This window comes from Paenibacillus sp. CFBP 13594 (assembly GCF_014842675.1).
Lineage (GTDB): Bacteria > Bacillota > Bacilli > Paenibacillales > Paenibacillaceae > Paenibacillus > Paenibacillus amylolyticus_B.
In genome coordinates this window covers 90,437-110,809 of sequence record NZ_JACYVQ010000015.1, presented here as the reverse complement: position 1 = coordinate 110,809, position 20,373 = coordinate 90,437, and the positions used below count along the sequence as shown (strand labels likewise).

The following is a 20,373-nucleotide window of genomic DNA, read 5'->3' as shown; positions in this document are numbered from 1 at the left end:
ATGTATATGTTATTTTGACCAATTGCCTATGTATACCTCACAGCCAAAAACAAGATAACGCCTCTCAAATTCCCTGCTATAAGCCTTTATAGTATTACTAATATCCAAATCTGTAGTATAAAAAACATTTATACCAAAAATCTCAAAATAAGCATTGACGTTAGCTAAAATTACACGTATGATTACATTAATTATTTTGATATATAATTCCGCTAGGAATTATCAACATTAATTGACCAATGGTCTAAATATAAGTCTCTTAAACTTGTTTCTCCTAACAATTTGGTATTTTGTATAAGCTATTGTTCGTTATCTTCAAGAACTTGGAAATATACAGTGGATGCATTTCTACACACGAATACAATCTACGGAAATTATGGGGTTAGGGTGATTGATTTGAATACAGAGCTATTGGAAGTCAGAAATCTAACAACATCATTCAGAATTGAAGATGACTATTATGCAGCAGTGGATCACGTTAACCTTACGGTGAAGAAAAATGAAGTATTGGCGATTGTAGGTGAATCCGGGTCAGGTAAAAGTGCTTTTGCATTCTCTCTTATGGGTTTGCATAACAAAGCAAAGATCGAAGGCCAGATTCTCTATAAAGGACAAGATATTGCCAACATCTCCCCAAGCAAGTTAAACAAGCTACGCGGCAAAGAAATGGGCATGATTTTTCAGGACCCATTGTCCGCACTAAATCCTCTAATGATTATTGGTGAACAGATTGAAGAGATTCTCACACTTCATCAGTCCAAGCTGTCTTCCAGAGAGAAGAGAGAAAAGGTCATTCACTTATTGAATCAGGTAGGGATTCCACGTCCCGAACAAATATACAAGCAGTATCCCCACGAACTATCTGGTGGTATGAGACAGAGAATTGTTATTGCCATTGCGATTGCCAACAAACCGGAATTACTCATAGCCGATGAACCAACGACGGCGCTTGACGTTACGATTCAACTACAGATTCTGGAGCTGATCGGTGATCTGAAGAGTGAAATTAACGCAGGCATTATTCTGATTACACATGATCTGGGTGTCGTTGCTGAGATGGCTGATCGCGTAGCAGTTATGTATGCAGGTGAAATTGTTGAAATCGCAGATATCTTCACATTGATGAACGATGCGAAGCATCCATATACCCGCTCATTGTTGAACTCTATTCCCACCCTGTCTGAAGAAAGATCCAAATTACATGTCATCCAAGGCATCGTACCATCACTCAAAAATCTTCCTCGCAAAGGGTGCAGATTCAAAGCCCGAATTCCATGGATTAGTGAATCGGCTCATGAAGAGAACCCACAGATGCATGAAATTGCACCAGGTCACTTTGTACGGTGTACCTGTTACCAGCACTTTCATTTCCCTGACCAAAGCTGAGGAGGAATAACATAATGGCATTACTCGAAGTAGAAGGGCTTAAGATACACTTTCCGATTCGCGGTGGATTGCTTAAACGGGAAATTGGCAGTGTAAAGGCTGTTGATGATGTTAGCTTCTCCATTGAAGAAGGACAGACCTATGGTCTGGTTGGCGAATCAGGTTCAGGAAAAACAACAACAGGCAGAGCCATTATTGGGCTAAACCATGTCACTGACGGAAAGATCCTGTTTAACGGCAAAAATCTGGCTACGGAGCGACGTAAGAACAGGCAGCTCCAGCGGGATGTACAAATGATTTTTCAAGACCCATATTCATCACTGAATCCAAAGAAGCGGGTTATCGATATTATCGCTGAGCCGTTCCGTAACTATGAGCGTCTGACAGCTACCGAGGAAAAAAGACAAGTAAGAGAATTACTTGAAAAGGTTGGCCTGAGTCCGGAATCAATCTACAAATATCCGCATGAATTCTCCGGCGGACAGCGTCAACGGATCGGCATTGCACGGGCTATTGCACTGAAGCCGAAGCTAATTATCGCGGATGAACCTGTATCTGCACTCGATGTGTCGGTACAGGCTCAGGTACTCAACTTCATGCAGGAGATTCAAAAAGAACTAAATCTGACCTATCTGTTCATCAGTCACGATCTCGGCATCATCCGTCATATGTGTGATCAGATTGGAATTATGTATAAAGGTCGATATGTGGAACAGGGCACAACAAATGATATTTTTGAGAATCCGCAACACATCTATACCAAACGTCTCATTGCAGCCATTCCGGATATGGACCCAACCAAACGAGAGGAAATGGTAGCCTTCCGTCAACAGGTCAAATCCGAGTATGAACATTCATACCGAAATTTCTTTGATGAGGAAGGGCTTGCATACTCGCTCAAATCCATTTCCGATACTCACCGAGTAGCTCTACCTCAGAAAGGTTGAAGGCCATATGTGGAAAACGATAGTACGCAGAATTATCATAATGATCCCTCAGATCTTTTTACTTAGTCTTTTGGTCTTTCTGATGGCCAAGGCCATGCCGGGCGATGCACTAACGGGATTGCTTGATCCAAGCGTTGATCCCAAAGCATTGGAAGCCCAGCGAGAGAGATTGGGATTGAATAATCCTTGGTATGTGCAATATTGGGACTGGATCAAAAACGCCATCCAAGGTGATTTTGGGCAATCCTTCCGTTTCAAAATGCCGGTTACCGACTTGATCGGTCAGCGTGTAGCAAATACATTCTGGCTCGCACTGGCGACACTTGTACTGACTTACCTGATCGCTATTCCACTGGGTATCATCAGCGGTCGTTACAACGATACCTGGTCTGATCGGTTGATCACGGGATACACCTATCTGGGGTTTGCCGCACCATTGTTCATCTTCGCACTGGTGATGGTATGGATCTTCGGATTCCACTTCGGCTGGTTCCCGACAGGAGGTAGCGTTGCGCCAGGACTTACACCAGGCACATTCAGCTACGTAATGAGTAAGTTCTATCATCTATTATTGCCGGCACTATCCATGGCACTGATTACAACGGTATCTACGGTTCAATATTTACGTAGTGAAATCATTGATATCAAGCATAAGGAATTCGTTATTACTGCCAGAGCCAAAGGTGCCTCGGAATCTCGGATCTACAACAGGCATATCTTGAGGAATTCACTATTACCTATCGCCGCGTTCTTTGGATATGAGATCACAGGACTTATCGGAGGCACGGTATTTATCGAAAGTATATTCAGTTATCCAGGTATGGGGCAGTTGTTCCTGAGTTCCATCTCATTGCGTGACTTCAGCGTTGTGACTGCACTCGTATTGTTGTATGGCGTAGCTTCCATTCTCGGGGCATTGCTGTCTGACATAATTCTGGGAATTGTAGATCCACGTATACGGATCAAGTAAGAACTTGAAGATTTCGGGGTGAAAACAAGATGAGCAAGGCCAACGAGGTAGTTGTAACTTCACAAAAGGTTGATAAAAGCCCCTCCAGCTTGAGTATTTTATGGAGGGAGCTTGTCAGAGATAAGGTGGCACTAATCTCGCTCATTTTCTTGGGCTTGGTCATGTTGCTGGTATATGGCACGTCTCTCATTCTGAATCAGGATGATATCGTACGCGTGGATCTGTTTGCCTTATATGAACCACCATCCGCGAAATATTGGCTTGGAACGGACTATGGAGGTCGTGATGTATTTGGCCAACTGGTCATCGGTACACGTAACTCCCTGACCATTGGAATTATCGTAACGTTAATGACTGGCTTCATAGGTATCTTAATTGGCCTTTTATCCGGTTATTTCGGTGGAATGATAGACAACCTGTTTATGCGTGTTGTTGATTTCTTCATGATCCTTCCGATGTTGATGATTGTTATCGCGTTTGTTACGGCAGTACCGAAATACAATATCATCTCGTTCTCTCTAATCATGACGGCATTTCTCTGGATGGGTATCGCCAGGTTGATTCGCTCCAAAGCATTACAGGAACGGGAACTGGATTATGTAAAAGCTTCAAAAACATTGGGCTCTTCTCATCTGAAGATTATGCTCTCACAGGTTCTTCCGAATCTGAGCTCCATTATCATCGTAACGATGACATTGAATCTCGCTGCCAACATTGGCCTCGAATCCGGGCTGTCTTTCCTTGGGTTTGGTTTTCCCGAAAGTACGCCTAGTCTTGGAACACTCGTAAGTTATGCACGTAATCCGCAAACCCTGGAATCCAGATGGTGGATATGGCTACCCGCATCGGTACTGATTCTGGTATTGATGTTGAGTATAAATAATGTCGGTCAAGCCCTAAAGCGTGCGACTGATGCAAGACAAAGAAGAGGTTAAAAAAAGGGAGGAAAGGTTCATGAAAAAGGGATTATTTTCACGGGGACTATTTTTCACGATGATGTTGGTCTTTGTATTGGTGCTCGCAGCGTGCTCTGAGAAAGAAGCGGCTACTCCAGCTCCAGCTTCCAACACAGAAGAGGGGAAAACGGAGGAAAAACCTGCTAATGAAGAGGGCGTTTACTCCATTGATGACTTCAACAATGTCAAAACGAATGAGGGTACTGCGATCGAGGGTGGATCGATTACATTCGGACTTGTATCGGATACTGCTTTTGAAGGTACACTGAACTTTAACTTCTATTCCGGTAACCCGGATGCACAGGTTCTTCAATGGTTTGATGAAGGCTTGCTGACTTGGGATAAAGACTATGTGTACACCAATGATGGTGCTGCAACATATGAGACTTCCGAAGATGGCAAAACGTTCACACTAACCATTCGCGACAATGTAAACTGGCATGATGGCAAGCCGGTAACGGCTGAAGATCTGCAGTTTGCTTATGAAGTTATTGGTAACAAAGCGTATGATGGTCCACGTTACGACTCCAACTTCACTAGTGTAGTAGGTATGGACGAGTATCATGCTGGAAAAGCAAAAACAATTTCTGGTATTAAAGTGCTGAGCGACAAACAAATCAGCATTACGTATAAAGAATCTACTCCGTCCCTGCTGACAGGTGGCGTATGGACGTATCCTCTGGCTAAACATATCTTCGGTGATATGGATGTAGCAAAAATGTCTTCTTCCAAAGAAGTACGTGAAAAACCAATTGGTTTTGGTCCATTTAAAGTGGATGTGATCACTCCAGGTGAGTCTGTAACTTTTGTTAAAAACGATGACTACTGGCGTGGAGCTCCAAAACTGGATGGTGTAACTCTGAAAGTTATCAACCCGACAACGGTTGTTCAAGAACTGAAATCTGGCGGGGTAGATCTCGTGGATGCATTCCCGACAGATCAATACAAAGACAATGCTAACCTGTCCAACGTAGAATTCCTGGGCACAATCGATCGTGCTTATACGTACATCGGTTTCAAACTGGGTACGTGGGATGAAGAGAACGGAAAAGTTGTAAGCAATGCCGAAGCAAAAATGGGCGACAAAAACTTGCGTAAAGCCATGTGGATGGCTGTAGATAACGATCAAGTTGGTAAACGTTTCTATAATGGTCTGCGTTGGAATGCAACAACCCTGATTCCACCGTCTCACCCAGAATTCCATGATTCCAACAATCCGGGTGTAGCATATGATCCAGAAGCAGCGAAAGCATTGCTCGACGAAGCTGGTTACAAACTGGATGGTGAATTCCGTACAAATCCGGATGGAACACCACTCGAAATCAACTTTGTATCCATGACTGGTGGCGACACAGCTGAACCTTTGGCTCGTTATTATGTTCAATCATGGGCAGCTATTGGTTTGAAAGTAAACCTGGAAATGGTTGAGTTCAACAGCTTCTATGACCGTGTAGGTAACACAGGTAAAGATGATCCAAACATTGATGTGTATCAAGCAGCATGGGGCGTTGGTATTGACGTAGATCCATCTGGTCTGTATGGCCGCGATGCACTCTACAACTTCTCCAGATTCTCCAGCGAAGAGAATGACAAATTGCTGGCACAAGGTATCTCTGCTGAAGCATTCGATGTAGACAAGCGTAAAGAGATCTACAATCAATGGCAACAATACATGGTAGATGAAGTTCCTGTATTCCCTACACTGTATCGTGCAGTTGTAGCACCCGTTAACAAACGTGTAATGAACTATGCGATTGGTGATGGAACAGGCGTTTACCTGAGCGACCTGCAAGTTAATGCAGACAAAGCAGTTGTAGCTCAGTAAAACATTCTTAAATTAGCAGCTGTAAGGATTGGGGTCCTTTAAGAAGCCGGTTGCTAGATTATTAATGAAGAATTCTCCTGGGAAAATGAATAAAAAGTGTCTTTAAAACATGGATTCTGTACACTCTGGCATGGGTGTGTGGGGTTCATGTTTTTTTTGTAACCAAAAAATAAAAAAAATTTAACTTTTTTTCAAAAAAGTGCAGACAAAATGCCTCTTTACTTCGTCTATATAGGTAAGAGGTGATCATCTTATGAAAAAATGGTGGAAACGGGCAGGTATGCTGCTAGCTCTCTTGCTTATTATATATTTAGGTGTGAAACCGGACATGCTGGTAGGCAAACCGGGAATTAAAGCTGAATCTGCGGTATTAATGGATATGAACTCTGAACAGATCTTAATGGATTTTAACGGCTCCGAAGAGATTGCTCCGGCAGGCGTCAGTAAGTTGATGACAGAACTGTTAGTGATGGAGGCCGTGATCAATGGGGATATAGGGTGGAATGATCTTGTTAATGTGAGTCTGTATGCCAGCTCCGTGGGGGGCAGTCAACTGACCCTGAAACAGGGAGAGCAGTTCACCGTTCAGGAGTTGTTCGAGATCGTAGCTGTCTATTCAGCCAATGATGCAACTGTTGCTCTGGCTGAACACATCAGTGGTACAGAGCAGAAGTTTGTGCAACAGATGAATCAGAAAGCAATTCAGATTGGGCTGTCGGAGGATACACAATTCACGAATTCAACGGGCCTCAGTGAAAAGCTGCTTGGTCCTAACCGTCCGATGGATATACAAGGGCAGACCTTAATGACGGCTATAGATGCATGCAAGCTTGCGCGATATTTGCTGAATAACCATCCCGAGATTTTAAGAATATCCAGTCAAATGCAAGTATCAATGCATCAAAAAGGGATGTACATGAGTAACACGAACTGGATGTTGTCCTCTATTGGTGGGCCGTATGCTTACGATGGGAATGACGGATTAAAGACCGGGTATGATGAAGATTCCGGATATCATTTTGTGGGGACAGCTGAACGTGATGGCAAAAGACTGATATCAGTTGTATTTGGAACAGATACTCGTGAAGGGCGTTTTGTGGAGACTCGGAAGTTGTTCAACTATGGGTTTTCGGGAAACCGAGTCAGACCAGATTATTGAAGCATTACGCAAGCGTTAGTACGTTAGATAAGATATGAGGGCTGTCCGCAGGTTCGACTGAACATGTGGTAGCTCTATTTTATCGAATCGGAGGTAAATTGATCCATATAACCATATTATTAAATTGACATATGGTTTTCTTTTGTTTTAAAATGACCAGTGAGTCATTATTATTCAACTCGGTTTAATATATATGTACCAAACCACCAATTGTACGATACTGAATTTACGATCTGATCGGGAGGTAACATGTGATGCAAAAACAAATTAAATGGCCGCTAGTCTTGTTTGCCATAGGGGTATTTATGGCTGCGCTGGATAACGGGATCATCACCTCTTCACTGACCACCTTAAATGCATCATTTGGTGTGTCGCCAACATGGGGAGCATGGACGATTACGCTTTACACGCTTGGGCTTGCGGTGAGTGTACCTATTGCGGGCAAACTTTCGGACCGTTATGGTCGCAAGAAACTATTTTTGATTGAAGTGGCGTTGTTTGGGATCGGGTCCCTGCTCGTTGCGCTGAGCACATCGTTTACCTTTTTCCTGATTGCTCGTGTCATTCAAGCTTTGGGCGGTGGTGGGATTTTTATCATTGCCAGCTCATACGTATTAAGCAAGTTCCCGGCGGAGCGACAAGGTACAGCCTTGGGTCTGCTGGGAGGGATGAATGGTGTTGCCGCTATTTTGGGACCCAATGTCGGTGCTTTTATACTGGATCTGACTGGCAACTGGCATTGGTTATTCCTGATTAACGTGCCTATCGCCATTCTGCTATTCATAGCAGGTATTCGATTTATTCAGGAAGAGCAGGAACTGAATCGTGCAGCAGTGGACTGGAGCGGCATTGCTGTCCTAACGTTGGGTGTACTCAGTTTAATGTATAGCTTCAGCAATCTGGACGGTGTGAACATGCTTCAAAGCCTGGGATCACCGATGTTCTACGGCTTTTTCTTGGCAGGTGTGATCATTCTGGTGCTCTTTTACTTCATGGAAAAAAGGCTGGAAGGATCTGAACGTGAACCTGTTGTATCGACACAGCTTCTGGGCATTGCGTCCTTTCGCTGGACGTTGCTAATTGCCTTTTTCTCGGGAGCCATTCTGGCCTCAGTGATCTTTATTCCCGGATTTGTTGAGCAATATCTCGGCGTATCCAATACAGCTTCCGGGTACTGGTTTACTCCACTCGCGCTGGCATCCGGCATCGGGGCAGGTGGAGGTGGATACCTCGTTGACCGCAAAGGGCCGATCTGGACGTTATCGGTTGCGGGGCTGTTATCTGCCATTGGATTCCTGTTGTTCCCGCTATGGGTGGAGCATATCTGGCAATTTGTCATCGCGAGTACACTCGTAGGTATCGGTTTCGGCATGATGCTTGGTGCGCCAGTTAACGTACTTGTCACGGAACAGGCGGGGGAGAACAACAAAGGCATCGCGGTAGCGACCAGTTCGTTATTCCGCCAGATGGCGATGGCTATTGCACCTACGATTTTCGCTGGATTCCTGGCACGTTCTTTCATTAATCTGGGGTCCAACATTCAGGCAGGATTCGCTGACAAAGGAATTCAGGTGCCGCCTGAAATGCTGGAGCAATATGCCTCGGGTGGAGCAGCAGGGAGTGATGTATCCAGTCTGACAGAGGGCCTGTCCCAGATTCCTGATGCAGGTATCCGTGATGTGTTGCTCCAGGCAGTGCATCAAACGACAGGGCAGGGTTATAATGGCCTTTTCTGGTCTGCGGTGGTATTCAGTGTGCTTACGCTGGTAGCTGCGCTTATAACGGGACGTCTGCGTCAAAAAGAGAAGAGCCAACACGTGGAAAGTATATCCACGAACGGATAGGATCGCATGTGAAAATGAAGAGAACAGTGCACCTTTTGTAGCTAAAAAGGAGTCGCTGTTCTTTTCAATTTAACCGGATTGTAACTTTTCTTGCTCTCGCAATGATTACAATAGAACGAGCGTAAGCGGTGTCTTGATTCAAGAGAGAGAAAACTTCAGTGAACACCGAGTCACAAGACATCCCAGACGTTTAATTGGTATTATATAAGTTGAACGAATCGTTACACTTCATCACTGCGAGTTCAGAATAACCTTCGGATCGCTGTTATCCCCAGATTTTTTGATTTCTTTATTCCAAAGGTAAAAATCCGGTGATAAAGGCGAAGCGTATGCTTTCGATGCAGCTTTCTTTCAGAAAGCTTTTAGCTACGCTTCTTCAGGTTTTTTCTGACCTCTCCGTTTTTAGTGTAAATATTAGATGAAACTTATATATCAGGCAGTATCATTTTGATAGTGAAGAAGGAATCAATGGATGAAAAGCAGAACTAAAGATAAGAAGAAAAGAAGAAAAGGCCTATATATAACGCTCGTTTCACTTGTTGTTTTGTTAATCGGAGGTTATTTGTTCCGTCAGCAGCTGGCTGTAGCAGCATTTGATCTGTTTCTCGCCGGTTCGGTAGAAGATCAGTTATCCCGTTCTTATGTACCGCAAGAAGGCAACAACACGCCTGATCCAACGGTATACCGTAAGGAACCTTTCTCCGTATTACTGCTCGGTTCGGACAAACGCGCCTATGAGAAAACGCGTGGACGTTCCGATACCGTCATCTATGCTGTAGTACGTCCCAAGGAATCCCGTGTGCTTCTGGTATCCATTCCACGTGATACGTATGTGCAGATTGTAGGACGGGATGCCAACAAGGACGGCGAAGATGATTATGATAAGCTGGCGCATGCCTATGCTTTTGGTGGGGAGAATATGTCCATCAATACCGTGGAGAAATTTCTTGATGCTGATGTGGGTTATTATGCAACGATCAACTTCGACGGAATCAAAAAAGTGGTTGATGCACTTGGTGGTGTAAAACTGCCAATTGATGAGGACATTGTGAACAAGAATCCGGATCATGTGCAATTCACGATTGAAGGTGGTAAGCCGATCTATGACGGGCAGGAAGCACTGTATTATGTAAGATACCGTGAGGATAGCGATTTTAATCGTACCAAGCGGCAGCAGATTTTCCTGAACGCGATGGCGAATGAGATGCTGAATTTGAATCAAATCGCCAAAATTCCGGAATTGATTCAGATCATGGGTGACAGTTTCCAGACGGATATGCGAGCATCTTTCATTATTGATCTGGCCAAACAAGTGCTTACTCAGGAGAAACCGCAGATTTCAAGCTTCACCATCCTGGGTGAGGGAATGAAAAAAGACGGTATCTATTATGGTCAGGCTGACGAGAAAGATGTCCAATATGCCAAAGAGCTGATTAACAACTGGATGGATCAATCGACCCCAGCCGGTGAAGTAATGATCCCTGACCGGCAAAAGATTGAATAACCAATTCCATACCAATGATGTGTTGTAGACCACAATCAGCAGTACGTTTATTCGCGGGCTGCTGTTTTTTTTCTTTGTATTGAGAACTATTATCCTTTTGGAACATCCTGCGTTCTGATCCGTATAATATAAGTTGAGCGAGATAAGTTGAACGAAGAAATTCACAAGGAGGATACACAAGGGTATGAACATCGCATTTTTTTTGCTACCCAAACAAGAGGTTACGTGCGTGACGTCGGATTCTACGCTGCGGCAAACGTTGGAACGGATGGAATATCATCGTTTTACGGCGGTACCCATTTTGAATAAAGAGGGCAAATATATTGGTACGGTTACCGAAGGCGACTTACTGTGGTATATGAAGAATGCCGAGGGAAAAATTTCATTTGAAAACGCTTCAAAGTTCTTGCTCAAGGACGTTCCACTTCGCTTGGATATTAAACCCGTATCCATTAATGCCAACATGGAGGACCTGATTAATCTGGCTAAAGTTCAGAACTTTGTTCCTGTGGTCGATGATATGGATCGGTTCATTGGTATTGTCAGACGGAGTCAGATAATTGAGTACTGCGAGGGCATTGTAGCCAAAGAATCGATCAAGGCTAAGTAAGGCTGTACCGAATTTAAATATTATTGTGTCATGATGGATAATCACAGCCGTCCGGTATCATGTTAAACTTAAGAAGTCCTGAACCAAGGGCGCATTCGAAGTTTTTTACAAATATATAGGTCGATAGGATGTACGGAGGACTCCGCATAAGTACCTGACATCAGTTTCGGAGAACTTCTCCGTTTTTTGGGGTAATTTTGCGGGCCCTCTTTTTATGCTATAATCGAGAATAAAGCTTTTTCGGGGGAGAGTGACTTTCGCCAATATGCCTAAAGAACTGGATGTAGCCAAACGCGCTAAAGTGATTGAATGGCTGAAAACCGAAGTGCTTGATCAGGTATCCCGATTATTCAAGGCGTTATGGGAAGGCAGTACAACTCGAATCGGGGACAGTCTTGCCAGTTTGATTATGAGTAGTTACATATTGGGCCGCAGGCTCGGTATTCCTTTCAAGGATCTGGATGCACTGCTAGTTGAGAAGTTGAAAAAGCATAAACAGGAAGGTCACCAGCTTGAAGACTGGTACCAAGATATTTCCGCGCTAGAAGATCATATGCGTAAGAGGTGAATTTGTTGAAATTTAGCTTTAAATCAGCTGTTTGGAGCGCAGTCTATCTGCTCTTGCTACTTTCGCTGTTAACTCCTTTATCGGTACTTGCCATATTTTTTATGATGATTCCGGGAGTTATTTTGTATGCTTCATTATCTTTAAAATCATTTATATGGCATCTCGTGCCCGTAGCCGTTATTTTAGTCGTATTCCACCCCATCTATCTGTTACTATTGCTCGTCTTTACCCTGCCTGCGATCGTTATGGGTCACGCGTATAAAACACGCAAATCAGCCCTGTTCGCGCTGATGGCGGGAAGTGGCATGATGTTGGCAGAATACTTGTTGTTGCTCTTGGTCGGCAGTGTCATTTTCCAATTCGACCTGTCCAGTTATATTGAAGATGTGGTCAAATTGACCATTGAACCGTTAACCAATACATCGAATCAGATGATTAACGGTTTTGCATGGACACCTGAGATGACCGAGGATGTTGCCAAACAAACACAGCTTATGATTCCGTTTGCTCTCGTTGTCACGTCGATGGTAATGGCCTTTATTACGCACGCCATTGCTCGTCCGATTCTGAACGTGATGGGTGTGGTGGTATCGAAACTTCCACCAGCGAGAGAATGGCGTATGCCGCGTGCGTTGATCTGGTATTATTTCCTCGCATTGTTGATCGAAGTGATCTCCAGACAAAGTGATGGAACATACTGGACCATGATTGCCATGAACCTGTCCCCGTTAATTAATCTGGGCTTCATGATTCAAGCGATCGGTTTCTTCTTCTTTCTCTCACATACAAAGAAATGGAATCCGGTTATACCATATTTCCTGGCGGCTGCGGTCTTCTTCATTGGTCCGCTTCGGATTATCGGAATTATCGATCTGGCGTTCCCGCTTCGTGAGGCAATATCGAAATCAAAACGATAGGGTGATGAGTCATGCCTAAATTTCTGAAGAAACGCTGGCACGGCTACTATACCGTATGGGCGTTCATACTGCTGCTGTTGCTCGTTATGTTCGTTACCATTTATAACTGGACGCTTGGTTTGATTAGTCTGATACTGGCTTCGGCGCTGGGAATCGTCATGATTAAGGCGGAGCTCGCGTTCCGCCGTGAGCTTAACGACTACATTAATGGCCTATCTATTCGGATCAAACGGATGGAGGGGGAAGCGGTCAGCATGCTTCCATTCGGAATTGTGCTGTACAGCGAAGATCGTACGGTAGAGTGGCATAACCGCTTTGTCGCGGAGATGTTCCAGGAGAAGACAATGGTGGGTAATCCGCTACTTAATTTGTTTCCCAAACTTCCTCAGCCTAAAGAGAAGAAGGATGGGACGAAGGAACATTCATCCAAGGAGTTCCATGACGAATTCCAGTTGGATGATCGGCATTATGGAGTTATTCATAACCCGCAGGAGCGGTATGTATATGTATACGAGATTACGGAGTTAGCCATTCTTCGTGATAAATATGAAAATGAACGCCTTGCCTTGGGGATTCTTGTTCTGGATAATCTGGACGAGGCTGCCCAAGGTATGGACGATCAGCAACGTACAGCGCTGATTGCCCGTGTGACTAGCGAAATTACGTCATGGGCCAAGCGGTATGAAGTGTACCTGCGCCGTTTGTCTTCTGATCGTTATCTGTTGATGCTGAATCATAAGTCTTTGCAGGAACTGGAGCAGAGCCGATTTGTCATTTTGGATGAGGTTCGGGAGATGACTGCTGACCTCAAAGTGCCAATGACACTCAGTGTCGGACTGGCGTTTGGATCGGATAGCATCAGCGAGATGGGAGAACTGGCACAGTCCAGTCTGGACATGGCACTTGGACGTGGTGGTGATCAGGCTGCTGTGAAGTCCGGACAACGCCTGTCCTTCTACGGCGGTAAGTCTAACGCAGTGGAGAAACGGACACGGGTAAGAGCCCGCGTTATTGCGCACGCGCTGCGTGATCTGATGCAGGAGAGCGATCGGGTGCTCATCATGGGGCACAAAATTCCGGATATGGACGCGATCGGCGCATCCATCGGAGTGTGGAAAGCGGCCAGTCTGTACAATGTGGAAGCACGGATTGTTCTGGATGGAATTAATCCATCGATTGAACGCATGATGGAGCAAGTAAACAAGGACGAGAAGTTGTCCAAGGCATTTGTATCACCGGAACAGGCAACCCAGATGATGACCGAGCACACGTTGCTGGTGGTGGTGGATACGCATAAGGCCTCCATGACCATGGAACCGAAACTGGTACAGTCTGCTACCCGTGTCGTAGTTGTGGATCACCATCGCAGGGGTGAAGAGTTCATCAATGACGCAGTGTTGATCTATCTGGAACCTTATGCGTCTTCTGCTGCCGAACTGGTAACCGAACTCTTGCAATACATTCATGACAAGGTACAATTCACTCCTCTGGAAGCTACGGCTCTACTTGCCGGGATTACGGTAGATACGAAGCATTTTGCACTGCACACGGGGTCCAGAACGTTTGAAGCGGCAGGCTTCTTGCGCCGTAGCGGTGCAGACACCATTATGATCCAGCGGTTGATGAAAGAGGATCTGTCAGAATATATTGCTAAGGCAGAAATCATAAAGCATGCTAAAATGGTATATGGAAACATTGCGCTGGCGGTCACAGACCCTGGCAGCAAGATTTCACAGATGATGATCGCCCAGGTGGCGGACACATTGCTGAACATGACTGACGTGGTCGCTTCATTTGTAATTAGTGAGCGTCCGGATGGACTGATTGGCATCAGCGCGAGATCGCTGGGGCGCATGAATGTTCAGGTTGTCATGGAACGACTGGGCGGTGGCGGGCATTTGACAAATGCTGCCGTGCAGCTTGAAGGAACGCTTGGAGAGGCAGAAAAACGGCTGACGAACGTACTGGCTGAAATCGAAAAGGAAGAGGGGCTGTTCGAATGAAAGTCATTTTTATAAAAGATATGAAGGGTCAAGGCAAGAAAGGGCAAGTGAAAGAAGTATCTGAGGGTTACGCACAGAACTTCCTATTGCCACGGGGAATCGCACGTCTGGCAACAGACGGCAACATGAAGACACTGGACAACCAGAAGGCGGCTGAAGAAAGACTCAAACAGGAAGAGAAAGCGGAAGCGGAAGCACTTGCGAAAAAGCTGGAAGCAGAAGTGACTGAACTGAAAGCGAAGTCCGGCGAAGGCGGTCGTCTGTTCGGCGCCATTACCAGCAAACAGATCGCAGAAGCTTTGTCTAAAAAAGGTCTGAAAGTAGACAAACGTAAAATTGAGCTGGACGAGCCTATTCGTACACTCGGCGTAACACAAGTAACTGTCAAGGTTCACCCTGAAGTGAAGGCAACCTTGAAGGTACAGGTAACGGAAGAGTAAGATGGGCGGAGAAATGTTATTCGACCGGATTCCCCCGCAGAACCTGGAAGCCGAACAGGCCGTGCTGGGTGCAATCCTGTTGCAGGGCGAGGCCCTGATTACAGCGATGGAACGGGTGCAAACCGAGGATTTCTATGATAAACCCCATCAATTAATCTTTGAAGCGATGATCCAGCTTGGTGAGGGAAATCAACCGATTGACCTCGTGACACTGACTTCGCTTCTGAAGGATAAAGGTGAGTTGGAGGACATCGGGGGCGTTAGTTATCTGGCTAAGCTAGCCCATGGTGTACCTACAGCCGCAAACGTAGACTATTATGCTCAGATTATCGAAGAGAAATCGATGCTGCGTCGCCTGATTCGTACGGCAACACAGATCGTGAGCGAAGGATATACAGGTGGCGAAGATGTTGCAGCGATGCTTGGAGAAGCTGAACGTCGCATTCTGGAGATCTCCAACCGTCGCTCCAGTAGTGGTTTTATAGCCATTCAGGACGTACTGATGGAAGTATTCGATCGTGTGGAAACACTTCATCAGAATAAGGGTACAACGACAGGTATTCCGTCCGGGTTCATCGATTTGGACAAAATGACTGCCGGATTCCAGCGCAGTGACTTAATCATTGTAGCGGCCCGTCCTTCCGTAGGTAAGACGGCCTTTGCCCTGAATATCGCTCAGAACGTGGCCATTCGGGCACAGGAGACGGTAGCCATCTTCAGTCTGGAGATGTCAGCCGCCCAGCTGGTGCAACGTATGATCTGTGCGGAAGCCAATCTGGATGCCAGCGTGATGCGTATGGGTGACTTCAAGGGCGATGAAGATTGGCAGAAGCTGACGATGGGTATTGCAGCTTTGTCAGAAGCCAACATCTTCATAGATGATACGCCAGGGATTACCGTAGCGGATATTCGTGCCAAATGCCGTCGTCTGAAGAAAGAGAAAGGCCTTGGCATGATCCTGATCGACTATCTTCAACTGATTAGTGGACGTGGTAAAGCAGGGGAGAACCGTCAACAAGAGGTATCCGAGATCTCACGTACACTGAAACAGATTGGCCGGGAACTGGAAGTTCCGGTTATTGCCTTGTCCCAGCTGAGCCGGGGTGTAGAGCAACGTCAGGACAAACGTCCGATGATGAGTGACTTGCGGGAATCGGGTTCGATCGAGCAAGATGCCGACATCGTAGCGTTCCTGTACCGGGATGACTACTATAACCAGGAGACCGAGAAGAAAAATATTATTGAGATCATTATCGCTAAACAGCGTAACGGTCCGGTAGGTACGGTAGAACTGGTCTTCCTGAAAAACTTTAATAAATTCGTCAATTACGAGAGGGCACACAATGATGCCTTCGCGATGTAATGGGCAGGTGCTGACGGCTTCGATCAAGAAGCCAAAATCGTCTGTCCCGAAGATCAACCATTAGAGCAACTGAACTCAAACATGTGTTATAAATACCAGATATAGATTGACATTGAAATGGGTATCCTTGAACCGGTGATAGCAGTCAAGCAAGCTTGGACTGAAGTCTCCGGTTTTTTGTGTTGAAATAATGGGTAAATTCCGAACATTACGGTTGTACTATATCTAATTGTTCGCCATTTGATTTGACTTTGAAAAAGGGTACTGGTACACTAATACTGCTGCGTTAAAGCAGCGCAAACCTTCCCTTGAATGTAACGGAAGGACATTTTTACTGTCCGTTAGCACGCTTCTCAGTCGGTTTATTGCGTAACATGCCTGCCGGGATAGAGGACGGACAGACCAATACAAAGGTGCGCAAGGCACCCACGGAGGAATGTTAACTATGTCAACGGTAGTTGTAGTGGGAACGCAATGGGGAGACGAAGGAAAAGGTAAAATCACGGATTATTTGGCGGAGAGCGCTGATGTGGTGGCTCGTTACCAAGGTGGTAACAATGCGGGTCATACAATTCTGATTGATAACAAAAAATATAAACTGACGATGATTCCATCAGGGATTTTCTACACGGATAAAGCGTGTGTTATTGGTAACGGAATGGTTATCAACCCGAAGGCACTCATCGAAGAAATTAACTATATTCATGACAATGATTTCACAACGAAGAACCTGTCCATCAGTGAGCGTGCACATATCATCCTGCCATATCACATGGTATTGGATGCACTGGAAGAAGAGAGCAAAGGTCCGAACAAAATTGGTACGACTGGCAAAGGAATTGGCCCATGTTACATGGATAAATCAGCTCGTATTGGTATTCGGATGGTTGACCTGATGGATGCTGAAGATTTCGAACTGAAACTGCGTCATCTGGTCAAAGAAAAGAACCGTGTCATCGAGCAAGTCTACGGCGGCCAGCCTGTTGATGTTGAGGAGATTCTGCAAGATTACCTCGGATATGCCGAAATTCTTCGTCCTTACGTACGTGATACATCCGTTGTTCTGAACGAATATATTGATGAGGACAAAAAAGTATTGTTTGAAGGCGCACAAGGCGTTATGTTGGACCTTGATCAAGGAACTTATCCATTTGTTACATCATCCAATCCGTCCGCAGGTGGCGTATGTATCGGTTCTGGCGTAGGCCCGGCTCGTATTCAGCAAGTCATTGGGGTAGCGAAAGCTTACACAACCCGTGTAGGAGATGGCCCATTCCCTACGGAATTGCATGATGCAATCGGTGACCAAATCCGTGAGACTGGACATGAGTACGGTACGGTAACTGGACGTCCACGTCGTGTAGGTTGGTTTGATAGTGTTGTTGTTCGCCACGCGCGTCGTGTCAGTGGAATCACAGGTCTGTCCCTGAACTCTCTGGACGTAATGACAGGTCTTGAGACCGTAAAAATCTGCACAGGATACAAATTCCGCGGCGAGGTCATCACACACTATCCGGCAAGCCTTAAAATGCTGGCAGAATGTGAAGCGGTATACGAAGAGATGCCAGGCTGGAGCGAAGATATCACTGGAGCGAAGAAACTCGAAGACCTGCCAGTGAACACACAGAATTATGTAAAACGTGTTTCCGAACTGACAGGCATTCCAATTGCCATCTTCTCCGTTGGTCGTAACCGTGAGCAAACAAATCAAGTTCTTCCAATCTACGAGTAATCGAAGAAATAGAGAGATTGTTTCTTGAATTATAAAATAGAATACTTTGCCGATTCGGGCAGTAGAGCCTCCAGTTGTTGCTTTTATAGCGATGACTGGAGGTTTTTTGTATGTTTTTCGGATATAATCCCGAGATTTCCGTCAATACTGGTTAACAGTAGAGTCACAGACCCGGACATGTGCATGTTAGACGGGTGGGATAATTGGAGGGAGAGAACGGAATGAAGTTGCTTGTGTGGTTTGTCAAAATCGTGCTAACCGTATTGCTGGTCAGTTCACTGACACTGCTCACGACCGGATTAATTGTACAGTCATATGCGAAGTCGCTACTCGCGAGTTTCAATATTCAGTGGGAAGGTCAACCCATGGGGTTAACCGCCATGTTCCAAGGTGCCTTGGGCGGTAAAACCAACGAGGGGAACAAATCAGGAAATGGGACGACAGATCAGCCGACAGGAGCGGACGAAGAGCAGGTTCCGGAAGATGCTGTTTCAGTTATGGGGAATGGGACAGAGAGCGGTCAATCTGGTGTAGATGCGGGCAATAATGCGTCCCAAGGGAGCGGCTCAAACGAGGGCACAGGGGAAGGTTCAGGTACAGATACGACCGCAGGATCAAACTCAGGCACAAGTGCAGGCAATGGGACGGATACGGGCATGGGTAATGACTCAGGAACAGATCAGGGTAGTGGTTCAGCTTCAGGCAATGGAACCGGAGCGGCCAGCGGCGGTGCTTCTTCAGGCAATGATGCCATTGTTGTATCACCGGATGACATTACAGGAGCGAAGGACAAGCTGCCAGCAGAGGAGAAGGAAAAAATCTTCAGCCTGCTCATGAACAAGCTGCCACAGAAAGAAATGCAGCAGATCTCAGGTGCCATGGAAGGTGGCCTAACGGAACAGGAATTACGTGAGATTGAACAGGTGATCTCGAAGTACCTGACCAGTGAAGAGTACGACAACCTGATGGAAGTACTGCAAACGGAATAGGATGATAGGCAGGGAAGACAGGCGTACTTATAGACGTATCGCCTGATTCATAATGTAATGGACTTGTCGAGGATGATTGAATATAATCGATTTAAATAAATACTGGAAAATGCCTGTAGGAGGGAACAGTGTATGAAATATAAAGGTAAAGAACACAACATATAAAAACGTTCAGGCAATATTGCAGAAACCTCCAGTCCAATTCGTGGACCTCCGTTCATATGTGCATTCAAGAGAACCGATGGACTTGTGTTTATGAATACACGAATTGGAGGTTTTATTAAACATGAACTTTTATCATACTAATTCAGAACTGTCAGTAAAAAAGTCCACCGAGGCGACGAGTGATCGATTCGAGCAAGGGTTGCAAGAGGCGAATCAGCCGTTTATTGGTTGGGATTTTAGCTATGTAACAGGGAGTGAGCGACTTCAGAGTGGAATGTTGCCTTGGTCCTTTGGAACGATGGCGCGCCGATTGTTGAATCAGACAGAACGAATGCTCGACATGGGGACTGGTGGAGGAGAAATGCTTTCCAGACTCCTTCCACTTCCTCCATACACATGTGCGACCGAAGGTTATCTCCCGAATATACCGATTGCAGAGGAACGTTTACAGCCGTTAGGTGTGAAGGTACTTCCGGTGACTGATGATTCGCAACTTCCTTTCACAGACGGAGAATTTGATCTGATTCTTAATCGGCATGAGTCGTATGATGAGCAGGAAGTTAGGAGGATTCTATCCGCAGGAGGACTGTTTCTGACTCAACAGGTTGGTTGGTCAGATTGCAGGGAGATCAATGATCGGCTCGGCATTCCTATGCCAGCGGATTACGCTGGATGGGAACTGGATCGTGCTGTTCTTCAGCTGGAGCAGTGTGGATTCCGGATTCTGGAGCAACGTGAAGCAACCCCTGCGCAACGTTTCTATGATATAGGCGCACTGGTATATTATCTAAAGACCATCCCGTGGCAAGTACCTGATTTCAAAGTGGAACGGTTCCGTCAGCCATTAATGGATATTTATACGGAGATGGAGCAAAATGGATTCTGGGAAGTACAGCAGAAGCGATTTGTAATTCTTGCAGTCAAAGAATAGGACATAAAAGTTAATTTCTATTGTGGCATGAGATGAAATCCAGTCTAAGATAAACCACAATCAA

At 45.5% G+C, this 20,373-nt stretch carries 17 protein-coding genes; all 17 read left to right on the top strand.

The annotated features are described in order from the left end of the window. Window positions 1–396 precede the first annotated feature (396 nt). The 17 genes from IFU39_RS30185 to IFU39_RS30100 all read left to right on the top strand — a co-directional run bounded on the left by IFU39_RS30185 (window position 397) and on the right by IFU39_RS30100 (window position 20,309). A complete protein-coding gene (locus IFU39_RS30185; protein WP_192136356.1) occupies window positions 397–1,386 on the top strand; it encodes an ABC transporter ATP-binding protein in 990 nt (329 codons plus the stop codon). 14 nt (window positions 1,387–1,400) lie between these two features. Next, window positions 1,401–2,333: an ABC transporter ATP-binding protein gene (locus tag IFU39_RS30180; protein ID WP_047841027.1), complete on the top strand. Its 933-nt coding sequence runs from the start codon at window positions 1,401–1,403 to the stop codon at window positions 2,331–2,333. A 7-nt stretch (window positions 2,334–2,340) separates the two neighbouring features. After that, a complete protein-coding gene (opp4B, locus tag IFU39_RS30175; RefSeq protein ID WP_036611942.1) occupies window positions 2,341–3,303 on the top strand; it encodes an oligopeptide ABC transporter permease in 963 nt (320 codons plus the stop codon). A 29-nt stretch (window positions 3,304–3,332) separates the two neighbouring features. Beyond that, window positions 3,333–4,238, top strand: coding sequence for an ABC transporter permease (locus IFU39_RS30170; RefSeq protein WP_036611941.1), 906 nt, complete (start codon window positions 3,333–3,335; stop codon window positions 4,236–4,238). A 19-nt stretch (window positions 4,239–4,257) separates the two neighbouring features. Then, window positions 4,258–6,084, top strand: a complete 1,827-nt coding sequence (locus IFU39_RS30165; RefSeq protein WP_047841026.1) for an oligopeptide ABC transporter substrate-binding protein — start codon at window positions 4,258–4,260, stop codon at window positions 6,082–6,084. Between the two features lie 253 nt (window positions 6,085–6,337). After that, entirely contained in the window at window positions 6,338–7,243 is a 906-nt protein-coding gene (locus tag IFU39_RS30160) for a D-alanyl-D-alanine carboxypeptidase family protein (protein WP_047841025.1), read from the top strand. A 254-nt stretch (window positions 7,244–7,497) separates the two neighbouring features. Then, window positions 7,498–9,087, top strand: a complete 1,590-nt coding sequence (locus tag IFU39_RS30155) for an MFS transporter (RefSeq protein ID WP_192136355.1) — start codon at window positions 7,498–7,500, stop codon at window positions 9,085–9,087. 472 nt (window positions 9,088–9,559) lie between these two features. Next, window positions 9,560–10,591 carry an LCP family protein gene (locus tag IFU39_RS30145; protein ID WP_091012208.1) on the top strand — a complete coding sequence of 344 codons (1,032 nt, stop codon included), beginning with the start codon at window positions 9,560–9,562 and terminating at the stop codon, window positions 10,589–10,591. 184 nt (window positions 10,592–10,775) lie between these two features. Continuing rightward, on the top strand, window positions 10,776–11,201 hold the full coding sequence (locus IFU39_RS30140; protein ID WP_017691444.1) for a CBS domain-containing protein: 426 nt from the start codon (window positions 10,776–10,778) through the stop codon (window positions 11,199–11,201). Window positions 11,202–11,466: 265 nt separating this feature from the next. Then, window positions 11,467–11,769 carry a MazG-like family protein gene (locus IFU39_RS30135; protein WP_017691445.1) on the top strand — a complete coding sequence of 101 codons (303 nt, stop codon included), beginning with the start codon at window positions 11,467–11,469 and terminating at the stop codon, window positions 11,767–11,769. A 5-nt stretch (window positions 11,770–11,774) separates the two neighbouring features. Beyond that, window positions 11,775–12,686 (top strand): DUF2232 domain-containing protein, encoded by a 912-nt coding sequence (locus IFU39_RS30130; RefSeq protein WP_091013184.1) that lies wholly within the window; start codon window positions 11,775–11,777, stop codon window positions 12,684–12,686. Between the two features lie 11 nt (window positions 12,687–12,697). Next, complete coding sequence (locus tag IFU39_RS30125) at window positions 12,698–14,689, top strand: DHH family phosphoesterase (protein WP_036611927.1); 1,992 nt, start codon at window positions 12,698–12,700, stop codon at window positions 14,687–14,689. After that, window positions 14,686–15,129, top strand: coding sequence for a 50S ribosomal protein L9 (gene rplI / locus IFU39_RS30120; protein ID WP_036611925.1), 444 nt, complete (start codon window positions 14,686–14,688; stop codon window positions 15,127–15,129). Before IFU39_RS30125 ends, rplI begins: the two co-directional genes overlap by 4 nt. Before the next feature lies 1 nt (window position 15,130). Beyond that, entirely contained in the window at window positions 15,131–16,492 is a 1,362-nt protein-coding gene (gene dnaB / locus IFU39_RS30115) for a replicative DNA helicase (RefSeq protein ID WP_036611922.1), read from the top strand. A 445-nt stretch (window positions 16,493–16,937) separates the two neighbouring features. After that, window positions 16,938–18,224 (top strand): adenylosuccinate synthase, encoded by a 1,287-nt coding sequence (locus IFU39_RS30110; protein WP_091012210.1) that lies wholly within the window; start codon window positions 16,938–16,940, stop codon window positions 18,222–18,224. Between the two features lie 221 nt (window positions 18,225–18,445). Then, window positions 18,446–19,213: a hypothetical protein gene (locus tag IFU39_RS30105; protein WP_192136354.1), complete on the top strand. Its 768-nt coding sequence runs from the start codon at window positions 18,446–18,448 to the stop codon at window positions 19,211–19,213. A 286-nt stretch (window positions 19,214–19,499) separates the two neighbouring features. Further along, window positions 19,500–20,309, top strand: a complete 810-nt coding sequence (locus IFU39_RS30100) for a class I SAM-dependent methyltransferase (RefSeq protein ID WP_244661174.1) — start codon at window positions 19,500–19,502, stop codon at window positions 20,307–20,309. The last annotated feature ends 64 nt before the right edge of the window (window positions 20,310–20,373 follow it).